This window comes from Fictibacillus sp. BK138, assembly GCF_004216955.1.
Taxonomy (GTDB): domain Bacteria; phylum Bacillota; class Bacilli; order Bacillales; family Fictibacillaceae; genus Fictibacillus.
Genome location: NZ_SGXL01000001.1, coordinates 2,423,343 through 2,448,045, shown reverse-complemented (window position 1 = coordinate 2,448,045; position 24,703 = coordinate 2,423,343). Strand labels below are relative to the sequence as shown.

General features: G+C 41.9%; 22 protein-coding genes and 1 other annotated feature. Of the genes, 12 read left to right on the top strand and 10 right to left on the bottom strand.

The features are described 5' to 3' along the window. Positions 1-15: 15 nt before the first annotated feature. From EV282_RS12100 to EV282_RS12080, 5 genes are all read left to right on the top strand, one after another. On the top strand, positions 16-1,032 hold the full coding sequence (locus EV282_RS12100; protein ID WP_130296053.1) for a LacI family DNA-binding transcriptional regulator: 1,017 nt from the start codon (positions 16-18) through the stop codon (positions 1,030-1,032). A gap of 90 nt (positions 1,033-1,122) precedes the next feature. Beyond that, on the top strand, positions 1,123-1,845 hold the full coding sequence (locus EV282_RS12095) for a ThuA domain-containing protein (RefSeq protein WP_130296052.1): 723 nt from the start codon (positions 1,123-1,125) through the stop codon (positions 1,843-1,845). Between the two features lie 243 nt (positions 1,846-2,088). After that, on the top strand, positions 2,089-3,126 hold the full coding sequence (locus EV282_RS12090; RefSeq protein WP_130296051.1) for a Gfo/Idh/MocA family protein: 1,038 nt from the start codon (positions 2,089-2,091) through the stop codon (positions 3,124-3,126). Next, positions 3,123-4,184 carry a Gfo/Idh/MocA family protein gene (locus EV282_RS12085; RefSeq protein ID WP_130296050.1) on the top strand — a complete coding sequence of 354 codons (1,062 nt, stop codon included), beginning with the start codon at positions 3,123-3,125 and terminating at the stop codon, positions 4,182-4,184. Before EV282_RS12090 ends, EV282_RS12085 begins: the two co-directional genes overlap by 4 nt. After that, positions 4,181-5,149 (top strand): sugar phosphate isomerase/epimerase family protein, encoded by a 969-nt coding sequence (locus tag EV282_RS12080; RefSeq protein WP_130296049.1) that lies wholly within the window; start codon positions 4,181-4,183, stop codon positions 5,147-5,149. The genes EV282_RS12085 and EV282_RS12080 overlap by 4 nt, the downstream gene beginning before the upstream one ends. A gap of 164 nt (positions 5,150-5,313) precedes the next feature. On the opposite strand, the gene EV282_RS12075 is transcribed toward EV282_RS12080, so the two are convergent. Beyond that, positions 5,314-6,717, bottom strand: a complete 1,404-nt coding sequence (locus EV282_RS12075; protein ID WP_130296048.1) for a LysM peptidoglycan-binding domain-containing protein — start codon at positions 6,715-6,717, stop codon at positions 5,314-5,316. Positions 6,718-6,910: 193 nt separating this feature from the next. After that, positions 6,911-7,124, top strand: a binding site (T-box leader). A 45-nt stretch (positions 7,125-7,169) separates the two neighbouring features. Between EV282_RS12075 and proS the strand changes: the two genes are divergently transcribed. Further along, on the top strand, positions 7,170-8,600 hold the full coding sequence (proS, locus tag EV282_RS12070; protein WP_130296047.1) for a proline--tRNA ligase: 1,431 nt from the start codon (positions 7,170-7,172) through the stop codon (positions 8,598-8,600). Positions 8,601-8,739: 139 nt separating this feature from the next. Continuing rightward, the gene (locus EV282_RS12065; protein ID WP_130296046.1) at positions 8,740-9,993 is read left to right on the top strand and encodes a dicarboxylate/amino acid:cation symporter; all 1,254 of its coding nucleotides are present in this window, start codon (positions 8,740-8,742) and stop codon (positions 9,991-9,993) included. A gap of 57 nt (positions 9,994-10,050) precedes the next feature. Here the strand turns inward: EV282_RS12065 and EV282_RS12060 are convergent, their stop codons facing one another. After that, positions 10,051-10,701, bottom strand: coding sequence for a YdcF family protein (locus EV282_RS12060; protein WP_130296045.1), 651 nt, complete (start codon positions 10,699-10,701; stop codon positions 10,051-10,053). 11 nt (positions 10,702-10,712) lie between these two features. Continuing rightward, the gene (locus EV282_RS12055) at positions 10,713-11,981 is read right to left on the bottom strand and encodes an MDR family MFS transporter (protein WP_130296044.1); all 1,269 of its coding nucleotides are present in this window, start codon (positions 11,979-11,981) and stop codon (positions 10,713-10,715) included. Positions 11,982-12,084: 103 nt separating this feature from the next. Between EV282_RS12055 and EV282_RS12050 the strand changes: the two genes are divergently transcribed. After that, positions 12,085-13,836 carry an ABC transporter substrate-binding protein gene (locus EV282_RS12050; protein ID WP_130296043.1) on the top strand — a complete coding sequence of 584 codons (1,752 nt, stop codon included), beginning with the start codon at positions 12,085-12,087 and terminating at the stop codon, positions 13,834-13,836. Positions 13,837-14,062: 226 nt separating this feature from the next. On the opposite strand, the gene EV282_RS12045 is transcribed toward EV282_RS12050, so the two are convergent. From EV282_RS12045 to EV282_RS12035, 3 genes are all read right to left on the bottom strand, one after another. Then, positions 14,063-15,067 (bottom strand): inorganic phosphate transporter, encoded by a 1,005-nt coding sequence (locus EV282_RS12045; protein WP_130296042.1) that lies wholly within the window; start codon positions 15,065-15,067, stop codon positions 14,063-14,065. A 12-nt stretch (positions 15,068-15,079) separates the two neighbouring features. Then, the gene (locus EV282_RS12040; protein ID WP_130296041.1) at positions 15,080-15,697 is read right to left on the bottom strand and encodes a DUF47 domain-containing protein; all 618 of its coding nucleotides are present in this window, start codon (positions 15,695-15,697) and stop codon (positions 15,080-15,082) included. Between the two features lie 285 nt (positions 15,698-15,982). Further along, positions 15,983-16,570 carry a TetR/AcrR family transcriptional regulator gene (locus tag EV282_RS12035; protein WP_130296040.1) on the bottom strand — a complete coding sequence of 196 codons (588 nt, stop codon included), beginning with the start codon at positions 16,568-16,570 and terminating at the stop codon, positions 15,983-15,985. Between the two features lie 146 nt (positions 16,571-16,716). Here EV282_RS12035 and EV282_RS12030 point away from each other — a divergent pair, with 146 nt between their 5' ends. From EV282_RS12030 to EV282_RS12015, 3 genes are all read left to right on the top strand, one after another. Further along, positions 16,717-17,604: an ABC transporter ATP-binding protein gene (locus EV282_RS12030; RefSeq protein ID WP_130296039.1), complete on the top strand. Its 888-nt coding sequence runs from the start codon at positions 16,717-16,719 to the stop codon at positions 17,602-17,604. Continuing rightward, entirely contained in the window at positions 17,601-18,407 is an 807-nt protein-coding gene (locus EV282_RS12025) for an ABC transporter permease (RefSeq protein ID WP_130296038.1), read from the top strand. Before EV282_RS12030 ends, EV282_RS12025 begins: the two co-directional genes overlap by 4 nt. Positions 18,408-18,848: 441 nt before the next feature. Continuing rightward, a complete protein-coding gene (locus EV282_RS12015; protein ID WP_130296037.1) occupies positions 18,849-20,720 on the top strand; it encodes a heavy metal translocating P-type ATPase in 1,872 nt (623 codons plus the stop codon). Positions 20,721-20,969: 249 nt separating this feature from the next. Here the strand turns inward: EV282_RS12015 and EV282_RS12010 are convergent, their stop codons facing one another. The 4 genes from EV282_RS12010 to EV282_RS11995 form a co-directional block, all read right to left on the bottom strand. After that, entirely contained in the window at positions 20,970-21,530 is a 561-nt protein-coding gene (locus tag EV282_RS12010; RefSeq protein ID WP_130296036.1) for a YtxH domain-containing protein, read from the bottom strand. A 158-nt stretch (positions 21,531-21,688) separates the two neighbouring features. Next, positions 21,689-21,877 carry a cold-shock protein gene (locus EV282_RS12005; RefSeq protein WP_130296035.1) on the bottom strand — a complete coding sequence of 63 codons (189 nt, stop codon included), beginning with the start codon at positions 21,875-21,877 and terminating at the stop codon, positions 21,689-21,691. Between the two features lie 67 nt (positions 21,878-21,944). Next, complete coding sequence (locus EV282_RS12000) at positions 21,945-22,898, bottom strand: helix-turn-helix transcriptional regulator (protein WP_130296034.1); 954 nt, start codon at positions 22,896-22,898, stop codon at positions 21,945-21,947. Between the two features lie 219 nt (positions 22,899-23,117). After that, entirely contained in the window at positions 23,118-23,561 is a 444-nt protein-coding gene (locus EV282_RS11995) for a MarR family winged helix-turn-helix transcriptional regulator (RefSeq protein ID WP_130296033.1), read from the bottom strand. Positions 23,562-23,787: 226 nt separating this feature from the next. Here EV282_RS11995 and EV282_RS11990 point away from each other — a divergent pair, with 226 nt between their 5' ends. After that, positions 23,788-24,630, top strand: a complete 843-nt coding sequence (locus tag EV282_RS11990; RefSeq protein ID WP_130296032.1) for a DegV family protein — start codon at positions 23,788-23,790, stop codon at positions 24,628-24,630. Positions 24,631-24,703: the final 73 nt, after the last annotated feature.

Sequence of the window (24,703 nt, the reverse complement as noted above, 5' to 3'; positions counted from 1 at the left end):
AAGCAGGTAGATGTTTTGAATCCGACAATTAAAGATGTAGCCAAGTATGCAAACGTTTCAATTGCGACGGTATCCCGAATCGTTAACGGGCTGCCAGGCTATTCGGAGGACACGAAGAAAAAAGTTCAAGAAGCTATTGAAGCTTTAGGCTATCAGCCGAACGCCATTGCTCGGGGACTGATCAACAAACGGACGCAGACGATCGGAGTCCTGTTTCCAGAAGTGTCCGGAATGCTTTCTTCAGAAGTGTTAGAAGGTGTCGAGAATGCTGCTCATGACGGCGGATTCAGTGTCATCGTCTGCAATACGACTTCCAGCGGGAAGCGGACAGTCAAATATTTGCGATTATTGCAGGAAAAAAGGGTAGATGGCATCATCTTTGCCTCAGAAGACGTGAAGGAAGAGTACTACAAGATTTTTCAAGAGATGAAAGTTCCAGTTCTACTCGTATCAACTGCATCATCAAACTATGATCTTCCTTTCGTCCGAGTAAACGATTTTGAAGGAGCTTTCCAGGCAACTGAGCACCTTATAAAAAAAGGGCACAAACAGATCGGGATGATAGGCGGCAGCAAGAATGATCCGATTGCGGGAGTTCCCCGTATGAAAGGTTTCAAGGAAGCACTTCAAAAGTATTCCCTCGCCTTTTCAGTAGCTCACATCACAACGAATGAAGGCTATCGTTTTCAAAATGGAAAAGAGTCATTGCCTGTGCTGCTGAAACAGCTGCCGAATATGACCGCTCTGTTTGCTGCGAGTGACGAGATGGCCATCGGAGCGATGTCCGCAGCGCATCAGCTAGGCATTAAAGTACCAGAAGAACTGTCGATCATCGGATACGATAATCTGAAGATCGCAGAAATGTGTTACCCTGCGCTGACAACTGTCTCACAGCCATTAAAAGATATGGGACAGACCGCAGGCGAGATTTTAGTTAAATTGATTAAAGGTGAAGAAAAAGAAGCAAAAAGCCGTTACATGCCATTTACAATCGTAGAGAGGCAGTCAGTCTGTGATTTACGCGACAAGTAAAAAACGGAGGCAACATTCGCTTCATTTTTATTTAAGAAAGACGTAAACGTTTACGTAAAACGCTTACACATATATAGGAGGCATACACAAATGATTAAAGTAACCGTATGGAACGAGAACCGCCACGAGCAGAAGAATCCGACAGTGCAAGAAATCTATCCAAAAGGAATTCATGGTGCGATCGCTGAATTTTTAGAGAACGCAGGCCACGATGTGAAGACAGCAACACTTGATGAGCCAGAGCACGGCTTAACAGAGGAAGTGTTAAACAACACAGATGTACTGGTATGGTGGGGACATCTTGCACATGACGAAGTGGATGATGAGATCGTGAACAAAGTCCAGCAGCGTGTATTAGAAGGAATGGGTCTATTAGTACTTCATTCAGGTCATTTTTCTAAAATCTTTAAAAAGCTAATGGGCACGTCTTGTGACTTGAAATGGCGTGAAGCTGACGAAAAGGAACGCATTTGGATCGTGAATCCTAGCCATCCGGTAGCAAACGGTCTTGGTGAGTATATCGAACTTGAAAAAGAAGAGATGTATGGCGAGCACTTTGATATTCCAGCTCCAGATGACCTTGTTTTTGTGAGCTGGTTTGAAGGCGGAGAAGTGTTCCGCTCAGGTTGTGCTTACAACCGTGGTAAAGGGAAGGTCTTCTATTTCCGTCCAGGGCACGAGACTTACCCGACTTACTACAACAAAGATGTTCAAACCGTAATCACGAATGCTGTGTCTTTCCTAGCTCCGTCTGGAAGCCAGGCTCCTGTATACGGAAACGCAAAACCGCTTGAAGCAATTGGTGCAAAATAAATTAAAGGTTTTTACGCAAACACTTTGTTGTTTTGAAAGTAGTTGATTTGCGTTCCAGGTCGCTCGCTTTCCGCGGGACGATCGGTGAGTCTCCTTCCGCTACGCGCCATTAGGAGTCTCCACCTGACGACTCGTTCCGCAGGAGTCTCGCACCTTGCACTCCAATCAATTTTTCAATGAAGTGAAAGAAAATGAACAAATTATCAAGAAGGAAATAAAATAACCAATCATGAGGAGGAAGTTATTATGACAGTAAAAGTTGGAATTATCGGATGTGGCAGTATCGCCAATCACCGCCACTTGCCGGAGTATGCGGCAAACCAGGATGTTGAGATCGTTGCTGTATGTGATGTTGTAAAAGAACGTGCTGAAGCGGCTCAAGCTGTTTACGGCGGGAAGATCTTTACGGACTATAACGAGCTGCTTGCTCTTGAGGAAGTAGAAGCCGTAAGTGTTTGTACACCAAACTACCTGCACGCACCCGTTTCAGTTGCTGCATTAAAAGCAGGGAAGCACGTATTATGTGAGAAACCGATGGCAACTTCACTAAAAGAAGCTGAAGAGATGATTGAAGCAGCTGAAAAAAGCGGCAAGACTCTCATGATTGGACACAATCAGCGTTTCGTTCCTGCACATCAAAAAGCGCGTGAGATTATTGCGAGCGGAGAGCTTGGAAAAGTGTACAGCTTCCGCACGGCGTTCGGCCACCCAGGACCTGAGGCATGGAGTGTGGACGGGAAGAACAGCTGGTTCTTTAAGAAGGATGAAGCATTTATCGGTGCGATGGGAGACCTTGGCGTTCATAAAACGGACTTGATCCGTTATATCCTTGGGGAAGAGATCGCTGAAGTTGGAGCTTTTGTAGAAACAAGTGCGAAGGAATTTGCTTCCGTTGATGACACAGCGGTTTGTGTATTAAAAACAGACAGCGGCATTATCGGAACTCTCGCTGCGAGCTGGTCATACACGGCGAAAGAAGACAATTCAACAATCATCTATGGAGAAAAAGGCATTCTTCGCTTAGAAGACGACCCTCAATACTCACTTGTAGCACAATATACAAATGGGTCGATTGTTCGTTATGAGCTGGGTGCGATCCAGACGAATGAAAATCAATCAAACTCTCATGTTGTTGATCATTTTATTGAAGCGGTTGAATCAGGTGAGGCACCGCTCATCACTGGCGAAGAAGGCAAGCGTTCACTTGCAGTCATCCTTGCAGCGTTAGAGTCAAACGAGAAGAAGACAATCGAAAAAGTTAAAACAGGAGTACACGCATGAAATTAAGAATCGGCATAATCGGGGCTGGCGGCATCGCACAGGGCCGTCATATCCCCGCATTTCAACAACTTGGAGATCAAGCAGAAATTACTGCGATCAGTGATGTGAACGTAGATGTAGCTAAATCAGTTGCTGAAAAATTTCACGTACCGAACTTTTTTACAACCTATCAAGAGATGTGGCCGCATGTGGATGCCGTTGTCATCTGCACGCCAAACAAGTTTCATAGAGAAATAACGGTTGCGGCTCTTGATGCAGGTAAACACGTACTCTGTGAAAAACCGATGGCGATGACTGTAGAAGAATGCGCCGAGATGGTTGAGGCTGAAAAGCGTTCTGGAAAAGTACTTTCCATCGCATATCATTATCGTTACATGAAAGAATCCCAAGCCGCAAAGCGTGTAATTGAGGCAGGTGAAGTGGGCAATCCTTTCGTCGTTCGTGTTCAGGCTCTGAGAAGACGCAAGGTTCCAGGCTGGGGCGTTTTTACGAACAAAGAGCTTCAAGGCGGAGGTAGTTTAATAGATTATGGGTGCCATCTGCTGGATTTAACGTTGTGGCTTCTGGATAATCCCGCGATCAGTGAAGTTTCAGGACAAACGTATAATACGATTAGCCGTGAAGCGGAGCAGGTAAACCAATGGGGTTCTTTTGATGCAGAAACGTTTGAAGTGGATGACCATGTTACGGCATATATCCGTTTAGCGAACGGCGGAACGATCCTGTTTGAAACATCATGGGCTGCAAACATTCCAGATGATGCAGAAATGGTTCGGATCTCAGGTGACCGCGGCGGGCTAGATGTGTTTCCTTTTTCGGTCAATAAAGCAGAAAACGGTATGATGACGACTACAAAAGCAGACTGGATCCTTGGAGAAGATGATCCGGGACTTCCACAGGCTAAGAATTTTATTGACAGCTGTCTAGGGAAAGCTGAGCCATTAGTAAAAGCGGAAGAAGCGATGGACACGTCTCGTGTCATTGAAGCAATCTATGCAAGCAGTTTGATGGGGAAAAGCGTCCCTGTTGAGAATGGAAAAGGAGTGGAGAAAGCATGAAACTAGGAGTATTTACAGTTCTTTTTTCGCAAAAGTCATTCACTGAAATGCTTGATTATGTAAAAGAGGCAGGCGTTCAAGCGGTTGAGATCGGAACAGGTAACTACCCTGGCAATGCGCACTGTCCGCTGGATGAATTATTAGCGAGTGAAGACAAGCGCAATGAATATCTGCATGAAGTAGAAAAGTGCGGTTTAACCATTTCGGCATTTAGCTGCCACGGGAATCCGTTGTCTCCTGATGAGGCGTTCGCGAAAGAATCTCATGATACTTTTGTAAAAACAGTAGAGCTTGCAGGGCTGATGAACATCCCTGTTGTGAACTGTTTCTCAGGAGTTCCTGGGGATTCTGAAAGCGCAAAGTATCCGAACTGGCCGGTATCACCGTGGCCGAACGAGTATAGCGACGTACTAAAGTGGCAATGGGAAGAGAAGCTCATTCCTTATTGGCGTACATGGGGTCAGTTCGCTAAAGAACATGGTGTTAAAATCGGTTTAGAGCTTCACGGCGGTTTCTTAGTCCACACGCCATACACGCTGTTAAAACTGCGTGAAGAAACATGTGACGCGATCGGCGCCAACCTTGATCCATCTCACTTATGGTGGCAGGGAATCGATCCGGTCGCTGCAATCAAGATCTTAGGAAAAGCTGGAGCGATCCACCATTTCCATGCGAAAGACACATACTTAGATCAAGACAACATCAACATGTACGGCTTAACAGACATGCAGCCATACGGCGCTGTTCAGAACCGTGCATGGAGCTTCCGTTCAGTAGGCTGCGGCCACTCTGTTCAGGATTGGTCTGATATGATGAGTGCACTTCGTACGTACGGCTATGACTATGTGGTGAGCATCGAGCATGAAGATCCGATCATGTCGATTGAGGAAGGCTTCTCTCGTGCTGTGAAGAACCTGCAGTCGATCCTCATCTCTGAGCAGCCAGCCGAGATGTGGTGGGTCTAGTACAAAAGTAGGGGTCTGACCCCAGACAAATACAAATCGCCGATTTGTATTTTTGGGGCGCACACCCCTTTGATTAAGAAAGCCTAAAATCCATACTACGGATTTTAGGCTTTTTTCATTCACTCATTCACTTATTCCAACGAACCGAACCAATAAAGAACCAGCTAAATCTTCCTTACACGCATCGTATCGCGAACGACTGGCCAGTTCTGTGGGAAAGGAATACCCAATACCCAGAAGCTGACTCCGCGGAGGCCGTAATCGATGGCAGTTCGGTATTTTGCCTGAACGCTCCTGGCGTCCTCAAACCAGACTTCATGCTCTTTGCCTTGGTCATCAATATATTTAAAGAAAGGGGATTGATCATCCTCATCAAATTCAATAGCTACATTCTCTTGGGCTGCCAAATTAACCGCTGCAACTGGACTTAATGTTCGTGCAAAAGTTCCTTGAACAAATGGCAATGTCCAGTCGTATCCATAGGTAGGGACTCCCATCATGATTTTCTGCCGTGGTATTGCAGTAACGGCATAATCTAGTACTTTTTTAACCTCGTCTAATGGTGCAACTGCCATCGCTCGACCTCCTGACCAGCCCCATTCATAGGTCATAACGACAACGAAATCTGCAATTTCCCCGTGTGCTTTGTAATCATGTCCCTCATATAATAATCCAGGTTGTTCTTCCGTATATTTAGGAGCAACAGCTGTTGAAACAGAATATCCTAATGGTTTAAATTTGGAGACTGCGTGTCTTAAGAAATTGTTATAGTCTTCCTTGTTTTCGGGATACACATATTCCAAATCAAAATTAACACCACGATATCCCTTCGTCTGCATCGTATTCAAAATATTATTCAAAACGGTTTCTTGCAACGTTTCACTTTCAAGAATTGTTTTTGCTAAATCAGAATCGAATGCTCCATTTTCTATATTGGTGATTCCCATTAACGGAGCAGCACGATTGATTCTGGCTGCTGCAAGAACTCCTTCATCCTGAAGCGAAGTCAATCCTCCCGTCTCGGTTAAAGAATAGCTAAAAGGTGTAATATACGTTAGATAAGAACCGACATTACGAACTTCGGTTTGAGCAGCAGCTCCCATATTGGTTATATAAGCATTCACTTCTTTTACTGGCCGTTTATAAGGAATGGAAAGCCGAGTCCCCGTATAGATCAAAGCAGGATTGGCAATATTGTTCTCCCTTTGTAAATCTGCCACTGAAGTGCCGTAGCGATTTGCGATCGCATAAAGGGACTCACCTTGTTTCACGACATGTACAGGTATATCTATTACTTGCCCCGTATAAATGACGGAAGCAAGAGGTATGTTGTTCCAGCCTATTAAACTTTCAACAGTCGTTCCGAAGCGGCTTGAAATCTTGTAGAGTGTATCTCCTGACTGAATCGTATAAGTGGGGAAAGCATTAGGTATAACAAGTGCCTGACCAACTACTAAAACATTCTGATTCTCAATTCCGTTAACCTTGACGATTGATGCTATCTGAACACCGTAGCGCTGAGAGATCTGCCAAAGAGAATCACCCCTTTGAACCACATGAATGTACATAAACACAACGCCTCCTTTTACTCTGTAACTAATGTATTAAAAAAAGCCCCACTTTATGAAGAGGACAGAAGGGGGGACAGACCCGGGTCTGTCCCCCTTTTCGCTTTAAAGCTATAAAGAGACAATAAGCAAAGAGACGTAAATCTTTAATTGACAGTTCATGGCAGTATCAACTATAATTTTAAAAAAACAACCAGAAACATCGATGAGGGTTAGTACATTGATCTTGTCTTCTTTAGAGAGGGAGCCGCTTGCTGAAAGGTTCCTGCTGACAGCCAATCGAACCTGCCTCTAAGTTCTGATTCCGATACTAGTTGAAGATATCAGCGGTTCAACACCGTTATCATGAAAGAGTGTAAAGCTATGCTTTGAATTAGGGTGGTACCGCCATGTCAATGGTCCCTAATAACAAGCATAGCTTTTTATATTTACTAAAAAGCGGGGTGCATCTAATGGCAAAGGATTATGTAAGAGACGTAACAAGTATGGATGACGATTTTGCACAGTGGTATACAGATGTCGTAACAAAAGCTGAACTGATCGATTATTCGAGCGTCCGCGGGTCTATGATTTTAAGACCTTACGGATATGCGATCTGGGAAAACATTCAGAAGCAGCTGGATAAACGGATTAAAGAGACGGGGCATGAGAATGTCTACATGCCGCTCTTTATACCAGAGAGTCTGCTGCAAAAAGAAAAAGACCACATAGAAGGTTTTGCACCTGAAGTTGCGTGGGTAACACATGGCGGTGAGGAGAAGCTGACAGAGCGTCTTTGCGTCCGACCTACTTCTGAAGTACTTTTTGCTGAGCATTTTAAAAGCATCATCCACTCATACCGTGATCTGCCTAAGCTGTATAACCAGTGGTCGAACGTTGTACGGTGGGAAAAAACAACGCGTCCTTTCCTTCGTACATTGGAATTCCTTTGGCAGGAAGGGCATACGTGCCATGAAACAGATGAGGACGCCCATGAGGAAACGGTGCGTATGCTTCATGTTTACGCGGAACTTTGTGAAGAGTATTTGGCAGTACCGGTCATTAAAGGACAAAAAACGGAAAAAGAAAAGTTCGCGGGAGCTAAATATACCTACACAATCGAAAGTCTTATGCATGACGGGAAAGCTTTGCAATCCGGAACTTCCCACCATTTGGGAGATGGATTCGCAAAAGCATTTGGCATCGAGTTCACAAACAGAGAAGGCAAACTGCAGACGGTGCAGCAAACTTCATGGGGCTTTACAACACGTATTATTGGAGCAATGATTATGGTCCATGGTGATGACAGAGGACTGGTCGTACCGCCAAAGATTGCGCCAATTCAATTAATGATCGTGCCGATCGCTCAGCATAAAGAGGGTGTACTTGATTTTGCATACGATCTCAAAGAAAAGCTTTCAGCGACAATTCGTACAGGAATTGATGCGAGCGATAAAAAACCAGGCTGGAAGTTCAATGAGTATGAGATGAAAGGAATTCCGCTCCGTCTTGAAGTGGGACCGCGTGACATCGAAAAGCAGCAAGTTGTACTCGTCCGCCGAGATACAGGAGAGAAACATACGGTCTCAATCGAAAACTTACAATCGCAAATTCAAGAAATCTTAGCTGCAATCCAACAAAGCCTATTTGAAAAAGCGAAAAAACACCGCGAAGAGAAAACGTCGGTTGCTGTTACTTTCGATGAATTTAAAGAAAGTCTTACAAACAATGGTGGTTTCATAAAGGCTATGTGGTGCGGGGAAGAGGCATGCGAGAACTTCATTAAAGATGAAACAGGTGCAACATCACGCTGCATGCCGTTTGAACAAGAAAAGCTCTCGGACAAATGCGTGTGCTGCGAACAAGAAGGAAAGCATCTTGTCTACTGGGCGAAGGCTTATTAATTCAACGTCTATCGTACAAAAAAAAGGGGGGACAGACCCGGGTCTGTCCCCCTCTTTTTTTTCGCTTCCCTCTATGCAAAAAATTATTTCTGTATAAAATAGATAGAGTGACAATGAATCTAGTAAGGGGAGTAGTTTTATGAAAAATACGTGGAAAGCTTATCGTTCTCCGATCATTTTGCTCATTGCGATAATAATCGGAAGTGTGATCGGTTCAGTGATGGGCAAGGATGCGGCGGTTCTTAAGCCGTTCGGGGACTTATTTTTAAATGTTATGTTCATGATCGTTGTTCCGCTTGTTTTCTTTTCGATCTCAGCGAGCGTCGCGAACATGGCTGGAGCAAAACGATTTGGCAAGATCATAAGCTCAATGCTGATCGTTTTTACGTTAACAGGTACGATCGCTGCCGTTACAAGTATGGCTGGAATCAAGCTGTTTCCTCCATCTGAAGGTGTTAATATCGATCTCGTTAAACCTGATGCGGCAAATGAAGATATTTCGATCGGTGATCAATTAGTCAGCACAGTTACGGTGCCTGATTTCGTTGATCTTTTGAGCCGTGCGAACATGCTTGCACTTATTCTTTTTTCTGTATTATTAGGACTTGCAACATCAAAAGTAGGAGAGAAGGCTAAGCCTCTAGCAAATTTCCTCACAGCGGGAAGTGAAGTAACTCTTCAGATGGTGAAATACGTGATGTATTATGCGCCAATTGGTCTTGGGGCTTACTTCGCGGCACTCGTTGGAGAATTCGGACCTACGTTGCTAGGTTCCTATTTTAAAGCAGTACTATTCTATTATCCATTTTCCATTCTGTACTTCTTTGGTTTCTTTACGCTTTATGCTTGGATGGCACACGGCAAGCTTGGTATTCGAGTGTTCTGGAAAAACATGCTTTCACCGTCAGTTACAAGTCTTGCAACATGCAGTTCAGCTGCAAGTATACCGGTTAACTTAGAAGCGACGAAAAAGATGGGTGTTCCTGATGATATTGCAGAAACAACAATTCCGCTTGGTGCAACGCTTCATAAGGATGGATCAGTCATTGGCGGCGTGCTTAAAATCACTTTCCTTTTTGGGATTTTCGGGATGGATTTTTCGGGGATCGACACATACTTCCTTGTTGGTGCGGTAGCGCTTTTAGTAGGTATGGTAATGGGAGCGATTCCTCAAGGCGGACTGATCGCTGAGATGCTGATTCTGTCGTTGTTTGGTTTCCCGGTTGAGGCACTCCCGATTATTGCTGCGATTTCTGCTATTATTGATCCTCCCGCAACATTGCTGAACGCAACGGGTGACAATGTAGCAAGCATGATGACAGCGCGTTTAGTGGAAGGCAAGAACTGGCTTGCAAAGAAAGTTTCTCCTCTTAAAGAACAAAAAGGCGCATAAGAGATTATAACCACACAACAAAGCCCTTCAACTCAGAAAATGAGTGAAGGGCTTTCTTTATAATATTCTCTCTTCCACAGTGATGCCTCTTAAGTGTCCGGCATCACCATATTTGCAGATACGCAGGTACTCACCCCACACACGAGATCTTCCTTCGTGTGTAAGATGCCAGTTATCCCGCGTTATGCCCTCGTCACTGTAAACAGCAGGAAATCCAAAGGGAGCAAACCGGACTGTCTCAGGCAGATGTTTCTGCAGCGTACGAATCTGCCTTCCAGCTACATGTTCTTTCGTGACCACAAGCAATGACTTCACTTTTGTAAAATCGAATACCTCAAGCGCATATATAACATTTTCCATCGAGTTCCTGGAACTATCTTCGTACAAAATACATTCTTCAGGCACGCCAGCTTCCATGATCTTTCTCCTGATCACGTGTGATTCCGGCGTTGTTCGTTCTTCCCAACCTGCATGCTTTTTTCCAGTAGGACTGACTCCTCCCGTTACAATAAACAAGCTGCTCAGTTCGGAACGATAAGCTTCAATCGCTTTTTCCCAATGACCTGGATGTGTTCCCCCAAATACAAAAACAGCGTCACATGGTTCTGGTTTGTCATCATAATAAAAAACGATGTCAGTCAGCCAATCGATCTGCGTCTTCGTTAATTCAGGTACATTTTCAGGTTCTTTCGCAATGAGTGGTTTCAAGCTGATTCCTCCTAAGCCGTTGCTTTTACAGCAGTTTTAGTAGCAGAGAACCGGGTGAATGCCATCTGGAACAGAAACATACCCATAACGCCTGACAATAGATATAAACTTCCCATCGTCCAAGACGGTAAAAACGCTCCGATTGTAAGACCGAGTGATCCAGCGATCTTTGCCGCTTGAAAAACCAGACCGTTCATCGCCATATACGAACTTCTCTTCGTCTCATCTGCCAAATCTGCCAAAAATGCCTGCCGGATCGGAACGTAAAGCAGTTCGCCGATCGTGTACAGAAGAACTGCACTCATCAGAATACCCATAGAGTTGGAGGCTCCAACGATAGCGTAGCCTACAGAATACAGAGACAACCCAATAAAAAAGACTTTCATATCATTGAACCGTTTCATCTTTTTAGTGAGCCATATGGTTAATAAAACGACAAGCACTGTGTTTTCGGTAGATAGCCAGCTCAGCATTCGAATACCTGTCATCTCGAACGAAAAGCCATTCCAGAAGGTTAGAGTACGTACCGCAAACTCTTGGTCCAACCGTACACCGATGTAGTTAGACATTTGGAACTCTAAAGACAGGATGCAGATGCTGCCCGCTACATAGAGCATGAAGGTTTTATCATGCATAACAGAACGATAGTTTTCAATCACTTCACGCAAAACGTTTCTTTTTTCTGAACTGACCGCAGCACGTTTTGATTCAAACGACTCGGTCATCCAATACGTAACAAGGATCCATGTGAATACCGAAACAATAGTAAGAACTGAAAACAGTTCGAAGCGGTGAGATTTAAACAGCAATCCGCCAATGATAGCTCCTAAAGCAATCGATAGATTGATAGACCAATAGTTTAAACTGTACATAAATTTCCGGTTTTCCGGTGTACTCACATCAATAAGCATCGCTTCAGCTGCCGGATTCATCAGTCCAGAGCTGACGCTCGAAACCAACATCATGGAAAATGTCAGCCAGACAGAATCAAGAATCGGCGAATTCGCCAGTGTCATAACAGCGAATGCAGCGACCTGTATACCTTGTGCTGTTACCATCACTTTTTTCCTGCCGACCCTATCAGCGATATATCCTCCATAAAAACTAACAAATAGTGAAACTAACACGTTTACGATCAAAAGAATACCAGCCAATACTTGGCCGACCTTCATAGAAAAGTAGATCGCCATGAACGGAAATATCATCGTGCCAACAATCCGTGTCAGAAAAGATGTTATGATCCGGATCTTTATATTCCGGTGTAATTCTCTAAACCCCATTTAAAGTCACTCTCCTTGTTTCCAATTTTATCTAGAAAAAGGAGAAGAAAAAGGGTAAACTTTTTATTATTATTTCCCCTTTTAATAAATTGGAGGTAACCCTATGAAACTGCTCGATTATTATGTGAGTCTCCGGCTGCATCAAAAAGAGAACGACTACACAGATTCAATGAAGATAACCGTCCAAGAACTTGCTGATGTTTTGTGCTGTACGGAACGAAATATTAAAATCCTTTTGAAACGTATGGCAGCAGAAAACTGGCTCACTTGGAAACCTGGAAGAGGGAGGGGAAACACCTCAACGCTAACTTTCCATCATGATATACGTTCCGGCATTCTGGAGATCTTCCATCAAATGCTGCAGAAAGAGGATTTGAACGCGGCTATTAATCTATTAAAAGAAAATCTTCCAGAGGATATTAAAGAAGAACTTCATCACACGCTCAACACTTACTTTGGCTATCAGGAGAAAGGGCGAGAAACCGCGAAAGATGTTCTCAAGATTCCGATGACACGAAAGCTATCCACACTGGATCCAGCCTTTGTATCTGTCTCCTCTGAATCACATTTTGCCCGGCAGATCTATGATACGCTTCTGCAATATGATGAGAACGAAAAAAGATTTGACGCGCATCTAGCTCATGATTACGACGTATCAGCGGACGGGCGGACGATCACCTTTTATTTGAGAAAAGGTGTTATGTTTCACCATGGCAAACATATGTCTTCTAAAGATGTACGGTATACCTTTCAACGGTTAAAAGACCAGAACGCGAACTCGCCGTGTCAATGGCAGACAGCACTTGTATCAGATGTTAGGTGTATGGGACCATACACGATTCAATTTTTCTTAAAAAGAAAGACGAGGATGTTCCTTCATTTTGTAAGTTCGATCTCAATGGCTGTCCAGCCGGAAGATGAAACAGCTTTGATTGGAACCGGTCCGTTCTCTGTCACGGACTTTCGTGAGGATGTACTCGTATTAGAAGCGAACACTCATTATTTTAAAGAAAGAGCATGGCTTGACCGGATTGAGATCTGGCAGATTCCCGAGAACTCAAAAGTAGCTCTTCATTATGAACTGCCGGAATCGGCAAATGAACAGGCAGGTGAAGGGGTCGACCTCTTGCAGGTAGGCTGCAACTATATCACGTTCAACTTAAACAAAGATTCCATCGTCCATAACTGGCACTTTAGAGATGCAATCTATCATTTGTTTGATATTAAGCTGATGATCAAAGAGCTAAAGAAAGACAAACTGTTGGCTGCAACCAGTCTTTTTCCTGAAAAGAGCCTTGAGAATCCGCCTGGTGAAAAAACATTGAAACAGGCTGAAGAATCCCTAAAAGCATCAGGTTACAACGGTGAGATTCTTAAATTAAGTTTTTTTGATATGAAATACAGCAATGAAGATGCAACTTGGCTGAAGAAGAGAGCGGAATCCATTGGTCTGAATCTGATGCTTCATCCTTTTCCACTGACGGAATATTACAATGAGGAAGTGACTAGAGACTCAGATATGATCATTATGGGCGAAATGTTCGAGAACAACATTGTCCTTGCTTTTATAAACTTTTTTAAACATAAAGCAAGTTTCGTTAATCGTTTTTTGGCAGGGAAAGAAGGGGAGCATGTCCAGCGAATCGTGAACCATCTTATGGATGAAGAGGATGAGGAGAAGCAAAAGAAGTACATGGACGAAATAGAACATTATCTGCATGAGATGAGACTTGTACTGAACAGTTATCATACATACCGGAAAAAGAATTTCCCTGCGAGCCTTAAGAATGTTTCGATGAACACGTTCGGTTGGGCGGATTTCCGAAAGATCTGGATCAAGCCTGCTGTAAAATAGAAAATCGCTTCAAAAATCAGGTCAAGTCAGATGAATTCAGCTGGCTTCTTCTTCTAAAAGCAATTTATCACATAAAAAAGGATGCTCATCACATAAAAATTGCTCCTCATCACATAAAAAATCGTGTTGATCACATAATTAACCATTTTATGGAAACGAGATGACGAATAAAGTTCCCAAAACGATTCAAAAAAAGAAGCTCGGTTTCCCGGGCTTCTTCTCTTATTTAGAAAAATAAATTTAAAACAAAATAGGATAATGCAGCAAGTGTTGCTGAGATCGGTAATGTTATACACCAAGTGATCAACATGGTCTTAGCAGTGCCCCACTTAACACCTCTTAAACGGTGAGAGGCACCTACGCCAAGGATAGAAGATGTAATAACGTGCGTTGTACTAACAGGAATCCCTAGAACTGAGGCACCAAGGATTACGGAAGCACCCGTTAGATCAGCAGAAACACCGTTAACCGGACGAATCTTCATAATCTTTCCGCCGACTGTTTTGATGATCTTCCATCCACCTACTGAAGTTCCAAGTCCCATTGCAAGAGCACAGGAAACCTGAACCCATAATTGAATATCTGTACTATCTGTATAGCCGTTCGCGATTAAAGCCATCGTGATGATACCCATCGCTTTTTGAGCATCGTTCGTACCATGTGAATAGGCTTGGAATGCAGCCGTTACCACTTGAACTTTTCGGAAATTATTATTTGTTTTTGTTAAATTAGCATTTTTGAAGATACGTTTGATCAAATGATAGAATACAAACCCAACTGCAAATGCCAGAATTGGAGAAAGCAATAATCCGTAGATAATTTTCAGGAACCCGGAATAGTGCAAAGCCTCAAATCCTGCAGCAGCAATTGCTGCACCAGCGATCGATCCGATGATCGCATGTGATGAAGAACTTGGGATACCGTAGTACCACGTAATTAAATTCCATGCAATCGCTGCGATTAATGCAGCTAAAATGACGACTGACCCGTTTTGAAGTGTAAATGGATCAACAATGTCTTTTGAGATTGTTTTTGCAACACCTGTAAATGTCATAGCTCCGACAAAGTTCATGACAGCAGCCAAAAGAATGGCTTTTCTAGGTGATAAAGCTTTTGTTGAGACCGATGTTGCAATGGCGTTTGCTGTATCATGGAATCCATTGATAAAATCAAACACTAATGCTCCGATCACAACTAGTATGGTAAGAATTAATATAGAATCAAATTCCATTGCAATTACCCGTTACGCGTTTTTCATGATAATGGATTCTAGTGTATTTGCAACGTTCTGGCAGCTGTCGGCGATGCCTTCAAGTACATCGTACATTTCTTTGTACTTGATTACTTTGATTGGATCCGTTTCAGTAGCGAACAATTGACGCTGTGCCTCACGATACAAATCGTCACATTTTGATTCATAATCTTTGATCTTAATAGCATGTTCGCGCATATCAAGAAGTTTTTTATCAGCAAGAAGATTCACAGTCAGCAAAATCTCGTCTGCACTTAATTTGATGTTTTCAACAAACTTAACCATATATTCATCAGGGTTTGTGATGGCATAGATATCGAAAAGGGCAGAAGCCTGTTCTATTCCATCTAGAATATCATCCATGCTCATAGCAAGTGATAAGATGTCTTCTCTTTCGATAGGTGTAATAAATACTTTGTTCAATTCCATGATAACGGTATGAACATAAGAATCGCCCTTTGACTCAAGTTCTTTCAAATGATCAGCAAACTCACGCAGATCATCTTCATTATTGATCTTGAAATCGTAGAAATAACCAGCAGATTCTTTAAGGTTGCTTGCAATGTCAGTAAGCATTACAGCAAACTTATCCTTTTTCTTTGTAAACATAAGTACCCTCCAAAAGAAATGTCTTTAAGTCTTTTTCTTTAACCCTTTATATCCAGCAGTTATTTATGTCTTTTTTAACCACCCAACACATTATACAAAATAATTGTCGAAAAAGAATGAATTGTAATCAAAAATTTACAAAACTTTTATTCAATCTTTGTTTCTTTTTACTTTTCCCTAACAAAAATAATATAAGCAAATAAAAAAGCTTCCTGGTTGAAAGCTTCTTTGAATGACCTTTTATGCAAACGTTGTTTTATATCGTAAGCTCTTTTTCACTTCGGTCTATTCCTTTGGTTTGGATAATCCATAGAAGAACATTTGAAAGATATCTGACGCTAATTTTTTTCCGTTCTCACCAGTAATCATGGAGATCAGCATATCGTTATTAAAAAGCTGGATGTATAACATGATCGATTGCTCAGAAAGTTCTGGATTGATTTCACCCGTTTTTTGCGCGTCTTTAATTAATTTTATAATCATTGGGATGGCATAAGACGATTGAAATTCAGTTAAATAACCCCTCAATTCTTCGTCAACTAACATCATTTCTCGTATAACTTCTGGATGAATATTAGCTACCTGCTTCGTTTTATGAAGGATGCTTGTCGTCATTTTTTCATGAAATGAGATGTCTTTATCAAACAGTTCTTTATGAAATTCATATTGTTCAATGGTGTAATCTTTGATAACTTCCCTAAACAATGCTTCTTTGCTACCAAAATGGTTGTAGATCGTAACTTGTGAAACACCAGCTTCTTTGGCGATGTCTTCGATTTTTATATCTTTAACCCCTTGCTGCTGAAATAGAATAAAGGCGGCTTTTTTTATATCTGTTTTCTTTTGTTCTTTTCGGCGTTCATATCCGTTCAAAACACTTCACCTCAATAATAGGATAAAACATTTTTTGAAAAATAACAAACGCCATATTTCAAAAACTTCTTGCCAAAATATTGATATGGGTTTATGATAATTTTGAAATATACGAATATAAATATTTCAAAAAGAAGGTGTGCTTTATGATAAATGTTAAAAAGCTTACTAAACGTTTTACACCTGAAAAAGGTTTGTTTGATTTAAATTTCGAAGTAAAAAAAGGGGAAGTCTTTGGCTATATCGGACCAAACGGAGCAGGCAAGTCTACAACGATACGCCATTTGATGGGTTTTATGAAACCGGACGATGGAGGTTCTACTATCAATGATCTGGATTGTTGGGCAAAGTCAGCAGAAGTTCAAAAGCTGATCGGATATCTCCCTGGTGAGATCGTCTTTTTAGAAGGAATGAATGGTCTGGATTTTTTAAACCTAATGCAAAAAATGAGAAAACAAAACGTGCCTCAAAAGAGAGATGAGCTGATTGAGCGGTTTCAGCTGGATGTAAAAACCCCTATCCGCAAAATGTCAAAAGGGATGAAACAAAAGGTAGGGATTATTGCAGCCTTCATGCATGATCCAGAGGTACTGATCTTAGACGAACCAACCTCAGGGCTTGACCCGCTCATGCAGCGTGTATTCATTGATTTAATTTTAGAAGAAAAACAGAGAAACAAGACGATTCTGATGTCATCCCACAGCTTTCAGGAAATTGAGCGCACGTGTGATTCAGCGGGAATCATTAAAGATGGCAGGCTTGTAGCACTAGAAGATATCCATTCATTAAGAACCGTGCAAAGACGTGTATTCGAGGTAAAAGTTAAAAAAGAATCGGATGTTGAAACCATTCGTCAATCCCAGCTCCAAACGGAGGTCATGGGGAAAAAGACCGTTCATATTACCGTGCAAGGAAATGATCAGGAGTTTGTTCAGTTACTTAGCCATTGTGAAGTGGAACACGTCGATACGAGACCGCAGGATTTAGAAGATATCTTCATGCACTATTATGACAGAAAGGAAGTGGTGAAATGAGCTGGCCACTATACTCTTCCATGATGAAGAGCCATGCGAAAATGCTGGGTGGATTCATATACGGAGCAGTTGCATATATCGTATTGATCATCTGGATCTATCCTTCTATAGCCGACATGAAGGGATTCAACGACATGATTAACGCACTGCCAGAAGGTATGCGCAAGCTGATCGGCATGGAAAATGGGATCAACTCACTGGCTGATTATATTGCAGGCGAATTTTACGGCATGTTATTTTTAATCATTCTTATGGTTTATGTCATCTTAACCTCTACCCGGTTAATGGCGCGCCTAGTGGATCAAGGTTCTATGGCATATCTGCTTGCTACACCAAATTCAAGGCTGAAAATTGCTGCTACTCAAGCTGCAGTAATCATTACAGGGCTAGCGTTGATTGTTGCTTTTACTACACTTAGCGGAATTGCCGCAAGTGAATGGCTCATTTCAGGTTATGAGCTTGATGTTGCATCATTTGTAACACTAAATGTATTAACGTTCCTCATTTTTCTCGTGATTGCCGGATATTGTTTCTTCATTTCATCATCATTTAATGATGAGAAAAAGGCGCTTGGTATTTCTGCCGGGCTAACCCTTTTCTTCTACATGCTGAACATGGCAGGAAAGCTGAGTGAAGATACAGAATGGCTATTGAACTTTACGATATTCAAATTGTATGACCCCATTAAAATGATTAATAACGAAACAGATGCCCTGTTAACCGGCACGATGCTCGTAATGGCTGCACTCGTTTTATTCGGCGGAAGTTTAGTTGTCTTTAAGAAAAGAAATCTTCCTTTGTAGATTAGCTTTTTGTATTGACTAAAGCATCAGTTTTTTCTGCTACATTGAAAGTTGGTTGGAGCGAAAGGGTGCGAGACTCCGGCGGGATCAGCGGGACAGGTGAGACTCCTAATGACACATAGTGTCAAGGAGGCTCACCGCACGCCCCGCGGAAAGCGAGCATCCTGAAACGGAGATCAACACTTTCAAATTTTTTGAAAACCTGAAGCGGAAATCAACTACTTTCAGTTAACGACTTTCATTCCATTCTTTGAAACAAAGATGTATAATAAAAATAACATTTGACGTGTCACTTTTTTTAAAGGTCCCACATAGAATAGTAGGGCTAGGAACCGAATATTGGATAGTTTTCAGGCTGCTGTCGTTTAGACGGCAGCATTTCTGCTTTTATAAGGGTAATGAGGATGATTGTTATTATCAATACGTAGGAGGGAAGTTTAAATGGAACTCTCTGCACGGACCCAGCTTATACTTGCTACCACGGCGGGTTGTTTAATTCTATCCGCTTGGCTCGTTGAAACGTATTCCCAGTCACCATTTTATGTGCTGTTCTATATACTGGCGTTTATTGTAGGCGGTTACGCAAAGGCAGTTGAAGGCATACAAGGCAGTATCGAGGAAAAGCAGCTGAATGTAGAACTATTAATGATGTTTGCCGCGATTGGATCGGCTGCCATCGGCTATTGGGGAGAAGGTGCTGTCCTCATACTGATTTTTGCCTATTCTGGTGCGCTCGAAAGTTACACCCTTCAAAAAAGTGATAAAGAAATCAAATCGCTCATTTCTCTCCAGCCTGAAGAAGCATGGCTAATCTCAGGTGACCAAGAAATTCGGGTAAATGCTTCCAGTCTAGAACCTGGTAATTTGATAAAAGTAAAACCTGGTGAAAGAATTCCAGCAGATGGCATCGTAATGAAGGGAAAGTCTTTTGTGAACGAATCAGCTTTAACAGGTGAATCCTTTGCAAGAGAGATCGAGCTCTCTTCAGAAGTATTAGCAGGTACCCTAAATCAAACTGGACTTCTCGAAGTTTCCGTAACGAAGCATATGAAAGATTCCGTTTTTCAAAGAATGATAGACCTTGTGAACAGGGCTCAGAGTGAAGCACCGCCGGTTCAGAGGAAGATAGAAGAGTTTGAAGCGAAGTATGTGTTGTTTGTTCTATTAGCTGCAGCATTAACGGTGCTGGTACCTGGTTCCACAGGTATGTGGAGTTATTCAGAATCGTTATACCGTGCGTGTGTTTTACTGGTTGTAGCATCGCCCTGTGCGCTTGTTGCCTCGACTATGCCAGCATTGCTTGCTTCACTTTCAAATGCAGCCAAGCAAGGGATCCTTTTTAAAAGCGGTGTTTTCCTTGAGAAGCTAAGTATGGTAAATGTGATTGCCTTTGATAAAACAGGAACACTCACAGAAGGTAATCCATCTGTAACAGAGGTAAAGTACGTTCATCCTTCAATCAAAGAAGAAATTCTGGTTCCGATCATCTATACGATAGAAAAAAACAGTACCCATCCCTTAGCAAAGGCGATCTTAAATAAATTGGAGCCGGATTATAAAGATAACCAGAAAGAACTCATCTCTTATGAAGATATTCCTGGATTAGGGGTTAAAGCCGAAGCTGCGGGTATTCAATGGAAGATCGGCAGCAGGGAACTGACGGGTATAACTGAAAAAAGAGAGTCAAAATTAATCGAAGATCTAACAAGAGATAATGAAGTTACAGGACAGACGGTAGTATATGTCACTGCTGATCATGAGCTCGCAGCTTATTTTTTAATAGGTGATACAGTACGTGATGAGACAATCGATGCTATTGAGGCTTTGAAACAAAAGCAAATATTAACGCTGATGCTGACCGGAGATTCAAAGCGCGGAGCCGAAATGATCGGCAGGCTTGCCAAAGTAGATGAAGTGGGCTACTCCTGCATGCCTGAAGATAAAGTGAATACAGTCAAGAGATGGAAAGAACGCCAAGCTGTTGTGGCTATGATCGGGGATGGTGTGAATGATGCTCCGGCCCTGGCAGTTGCGGATGTTGGCGTTGCGATGGGAATGGGAAGTGACGCTGCGATTGAAACAGCGGATGTTGTGCTAGTTAAAAATGATCTAAGCAAGCTGCTATATGCTATGCGTTTATCAGAACGGTTATCAAAAATCGTTAAACAGAATATCATTTTTTCAATTGGTGTTATTCTTTTCTTGCTGTTGGCAAATTTCTTTCAGGTTCTGACACTGCCTTTTGGGGTGATCGGACATGAAGGGAGTACAATACTTGTCATTTTAAATGGGCTCAGGCTGTTGAAAGGATAAAGAGGGGAAGTTGATCTCAGCTCTAAGGGTTCGCTTTCCGCGGGGCGGTCGGTGAGCCCTCAAGGCGATGAATGCCTGCCAGAGGCTCACCTGTCCCCCTAATCTCGCCGGAGTCTCGCCCTCTCCACTGCAATCAACTTGGCAATGAAGAAACCTCAGAAAATCCATCCAAAAACAAAAGTCTTAGGAATAAACCCAAACACAATAGGAAAAAGCCGGACATCGCGTCCGGCTTTTTCCTTACAATCATCAATATTTATTATTTACATCACTTTGCTTTTTCTCATAGGACGTGGAATCTGTTCCTGTCATTGTACGGGGTTTTACTACAGCAGTAGTATTTGTTGAAGATTGCGTGCTGTAACCGTCTCTTTCAGCTTCCTTTTTTGCTTCATCGATCGCTGTTTTTGTTTCACTTTTAGCTTCTTTAACTGTATTTTTTGCTTCCTGCAGTTTTTGACGGGCGGAAACTGACATGCTGCTGGATTTATCTTTCATAGACTCAACAGCATCTTTTGCGTCCATCTGGCCAAGCTTGGCTTTTAGCATTGTCTCATCTTTCTTTTGCATGGTACGCTCTTTAAGCTGGATAGATTTATCACGCAAATCGTTTCTGAACTCATTGCCTTTTTTTGGTGCATATAAAAGTGCTGCAGCAGCACCTACTAAACTCCCGACTACAAGTCCAGTTGTGAACCTAGATCCAGAACCTTTTTTATTATCATATGTTTCACGTGTTTGGAAATCTGAATGCGTAAATACCGGTTCCGCTGTTGTAGTGTGTGATGTGTAATTATTTTCGTTATGCATGATCAATTCCTCCTTTTTTGCTTGTATACAAATCGTACCCGGATGTGCAAAAAGTTAAACACTCACGCTGTTTATGTATAAGCTAAAAAGAAGGAGTCTGTCCAAATCGAGGCATAGAAAAAGCCGGGATATACCCGGCAGGTTTTCTATTTATTTCATTAACTCTTAAGTTCAGGAAGCATCCGGATTTCCTCATTCATGGATGATTTACAAATGGGGCATTGAGGTTCTTTTTGCAAAGAAAAGTCAGCACGCATCCAGCATGAGCAGCCGTCACTCGAACAAGCCCACACCTTCGTTTCTACGTCTGGAATCGGCTCTGCAGGTTGTTTTGAAAAAAAAGCCATAGATATCCCCCTTTTCTGTTCTACTTATAGTATACGCTTAATAGAGGAAAAATATGTATCATTTTGATTACATATTTAAAATAAGTTCATTTTTCGCCGAGATCTCTTTTGCCCAGCGAGCGTGAATCACCTTTATTTCATTGGGGGAATGAATGGTTATGTCAGATTTTAAGAACCATAAATAGTCTGCTATTTTATTGATGTGATTTAACAAAACCCTACCCTTGAGCATGATCGTTCCATCATCAAGTTTGACGATAAACTGTTTAAGAAAGGGATGCGAGAAGCAGTAATCTGTTTTTTTAGGTGCAATTTCAGCTACGAGCTCCAAATAGGAACGCGGAGTTATTTTCGCTGCCCAGTTATGTATGGTGATATCAGTAAAGTCTTTTGTATCCATAGGTTCATAATTGATTACTGCTTGTTGGATATCGGAAAGTTTAAACACATGAAAATCTGTCAGTGAGTAGCAATAAGCTGGACAGAACCACTCTCCATCTTCATTGTAGATTCCGATTGGCTGGATGTTGCAGTATGTTTTAGAATCTTGAATATGATAAAGAACTGTCACGATTTTTTGTTTTATTGCCGCTTCAAGCATTACTGGTGCATGCAAATTTTGCTCAGGAAGGGGGAATTGTAAATATAGGCGTTTTTGAACGTGCTCCCAACTTTCTTTAGCATCCGCTGGCAAGTATTGAAGAAGTTTATGAGAGACAGATCTGCTTTGGATTTGATAAGGAAAACTTTCTGCCTCATAGGAGTGAAGACTAAATAAAATTGCGGAAGCTTCCATCTCAGTGAACCCAATTGGTGGAAGTATCCGGTCGTTTTCTATCCGGTATCCGCCATGTGGACCAAACTCCGATATGATGGGCAAACCCATTTCCATAAGTCTTAATAGGTCACGCTGTATCGTACGAGTAGAAACCTGAAATTCTACCGCTAATTCTTTTAAGGTAAATTGTTTTTTAGTATTAATTGATAGTAATAGTCTTTCTAATCTTTTTATCTTTGACATGTTTGACCCCTAATTGTTGTATTCAAACTTTTGTACTATTCGGTTGTATTTTATATCGTACATAATTACTGAATTGTTAGTGTTTTAAAGAATATAATAGAAATAAAAGGTGTAAAAAAAAATAACACGCTATCCGTTCGAGATAGCGTGTTAATTGTATAGTATGAAAAGTAGTAAGACTAAGCTGCGATTATTAGTAAGGGCAGGGTGGTTGGAATATTAGTTTTTAACGATCGAAGAAAGGTGTTCGATACATTCAACCATATCAGCCAGCTGTTTGTCTGTTAGCTGTGACATGTATTTTGATAGAACACCATTTCTTTTTTCCTGAATCATCCCGAAGGCATCTAAACCAGTATGGTTCAGCTGTACATAGACGATTCGGCGATCCAATTCCGAACGATAACGGTCCACTAACCCTCTTTTTACAAGTCTGTCAATGATGACAGTAGTAGCACTTGCACGAACTTTCATAGCGTCGGCAATTTCAGAAACGGTCCACTTTTCACGAGTAGAAAGTGTTTTCAAAATTTGAAACTGAGTAGAGGTAATTTCTTCTTCTTCCCAAATTTCTGGTTTTAGCACGTCCATGATTTCTACAAATGCCTTCTCTATCCGCTCTACTTCTATCAAAACATTTCTACTATCTGCTACCACTTTCACAGTACTGCCTCCTTAGCTTACATTACTCCTATTTTAATATAAATTTCCGATAAGTTCCATTAATATGTAGTATAAAGTATCTAGTTACCAATGTGTATCTCTGCGCTAGTATTTAAACTATTGAAATATAGATTTAATTTAGCAATAAAAATATATTGCGGGCATAATAGAGGATTTCTTTCACGAATATCTAATAGAAAACAGAGAGAAAAAAGGGGGAAGAAAGATGGCACGTATTGCTTGGATTACAGACAGTACAAGCTGTATTACACAAGAGGAAGCGAAGCAGCTTGGCATACATATTATACCGGTATCGGTCATTATGGGAGAAGAGGTATACAAAGATGGTGTTGATATTACACCAGATGAATTTTATACAAAATTGGAAACAATTACCGAACTTCCGAAAACAAGTCAGCCGACTGTTGGTGAGTTTTCTGATTTCTATGAAGTGCTTAAGCACGACTATGACTGCGGTATCGCTGTACATGTATCAGAGAAATTCAGTGGCACCATTAACGGATCCAGGCTAGGAGCAGATATGGCAGATTTTCCTGTGCATATCGTTGATTCGAAAATTACTTCTGAAGCAATGAAGCAGCTGGTTTTAAAAGGAAAGAGGTTAGAAGAAGAAGGGATTGCACCAGAAGAAATCGCTTCAAGATTGAGAGGATCTGCGGATCAAGTGAAAGGATATGTATGCATCGGAAGCTTAGAGCAGCTGAGACGTGGAGGAAGATTATCAGGTGCAAGTTTCTTGGTTGGAAACCTCCTGCAGATCAAACCAATCCTTACATTTGATGATGGATCACTTGTCCCATTTGAAAAAATAAGAACGTTAAAAAAAGCAGAGTCGCGTGTTCTTGCTCTTTTTGAGGAGGCTGCGGCACGAACCTCTGTAAATGGAGTGAGTGTCGTTTATAGCGGTTCATCTGAAAAAGCCGAAGATTGGCTGCACCTATTAAAAGAAAAATATCCAGACATAACAATTAATCTTGGTCAGCTGAGTCCGGCGATCGGAGTACATGTGGGGGCAGGTACTCTAGGCATCCTCTGGTTTGAAGACTAAGATGTAAGAACAAGCGAAAAGAATAGTGTAAAAAGTAACAGGGGACAGACCCGGGTCTGTCCCCTGTTACTTT

What these genes read in the sequence shown, in the direction of transcription:
- EV282_RS12095 (WP_130296052.1), top strand. Translation starts at nt 1,123, where the DNA reads ATGATTAAAGTAACCGTATGGAACGAGAACCGCCACGAGCAGAAGAAT.
- EV282_RS12085 (WP_130296050.1), top strand. Translation starts at nt 3,123, where the DNA reads ATGAAATTAAGAATCGGCATAATCGGGGCTGGCGGCATCGCACAGGGC.
- EV282_RS12080 (WP_130296049.1), top strand. Translation starts at nt 4,181, where the DNA reads ATGAAACTAGGAGTATTTACAGTTCTTTTTTCGCAAAAGTCATTCACT.
- EV282_RS12075 (WP_130296048.1), bottom strand. Translation starts at nt 6,717, where the DNA reads ATGTACATTCATGTGGTTCAAAGGGGTGATTCTCTTTGGCAGATCTCT.
- proS (WP_130296047.1), top strand. Translation starts at nt 7,170, where the DNA reads ATGGCAAAGGATTATGTAAGAGACGTAACAAGTATGGATGACGATTTT.
- EV282_RS12065 (WP_130296046.1), top strand. Translation starts at nt 8,740, where the DNA reads ATGAAAAATACGTGGAAAGCTTATCGTTCTCCGATCATTTTGCTCATT.
- EV282_RS12055 (WP_130296044.1), bottom strand. Translation starts at nt 11,981, where the DNA reads ATGGGGTTTAGAGAATTACACCGGAATATAAAGATCCGGATCATAACA.
- EV282_RS12050 (WP_130296043.1), top strand. Translation starts at nt 12,085, where the DNA reads ATGAAACTGCTCGATTATTATGTGAGTCTCCGGCTGCATCAAAAAGAG.
- EV282_RS12045 (WP_130296042.1), bottom strand. Translation starts at nt 15,067, where the DNA reads ATGGAATTTGATTCTATATTAATTCTTACCATACTAGTTGTGATCGGA.
- EV282_RS12040 (WP_130296041.1), bottom strand. Translation starts at nt 15,697, where the DNA reads ATGTTTACAAAGAAAAAGGATAAGTTTGCTGTAATGCTTACTGACATT.
- EV282_RS12030 (WP_130296039.1), top strand. Translation starts at nt 16,717, where the DNA reads ATGATAAATGTTAAAAAGCTTACTAAACGTTTTACACCTGAAAAAGGT.
- EV282_RS12025 (WP_130296038.1), top strand. Translation starts at nt 17,601, where the DNA reads ATGAGCTGGCCACTATACTCTTCCATGATGAAGAGCCATGCGAAAATG.
- EV282_RS12015 (WP_130296037.1), top strand. Translation starts at nt 18,849, where the DNA reads ATGGAACTCTCTGCACGGACCCAGCTTATACTTGCTACCACGGCGGGT.
- EV282_RS12010 (WP_130296036.1), bottom strand. Translation starts at nt 21,530, where the DNA reads ATGCATAACGAAAATAATTACACATCACACACTACAACAGCGGAACCG.
- EV282_RS12005 (WP_130296035.1), bottom strand. Translation starts at nt 21,877, where the DNA reads ATGGCTTTTTTTTCAAAACAACCTGCAGAGCCGATTCCAGACGTAGAA.
- EV282_RS12000 (WP_130296034.1), bottom strand. Translation starts at nt 22,898, where the DNA reads ATGTCAAAGATAAAAAGATTAGAAAGACTATTACTATCAATTAATACT.
- EV282_RS11990 (WP_130296032.1), top strand. Translation starts at nt 23,788, where the DNA reads ATGGCACGTATTGCTTGGATTACAGACAGTACAAGCTGTATTACACAA.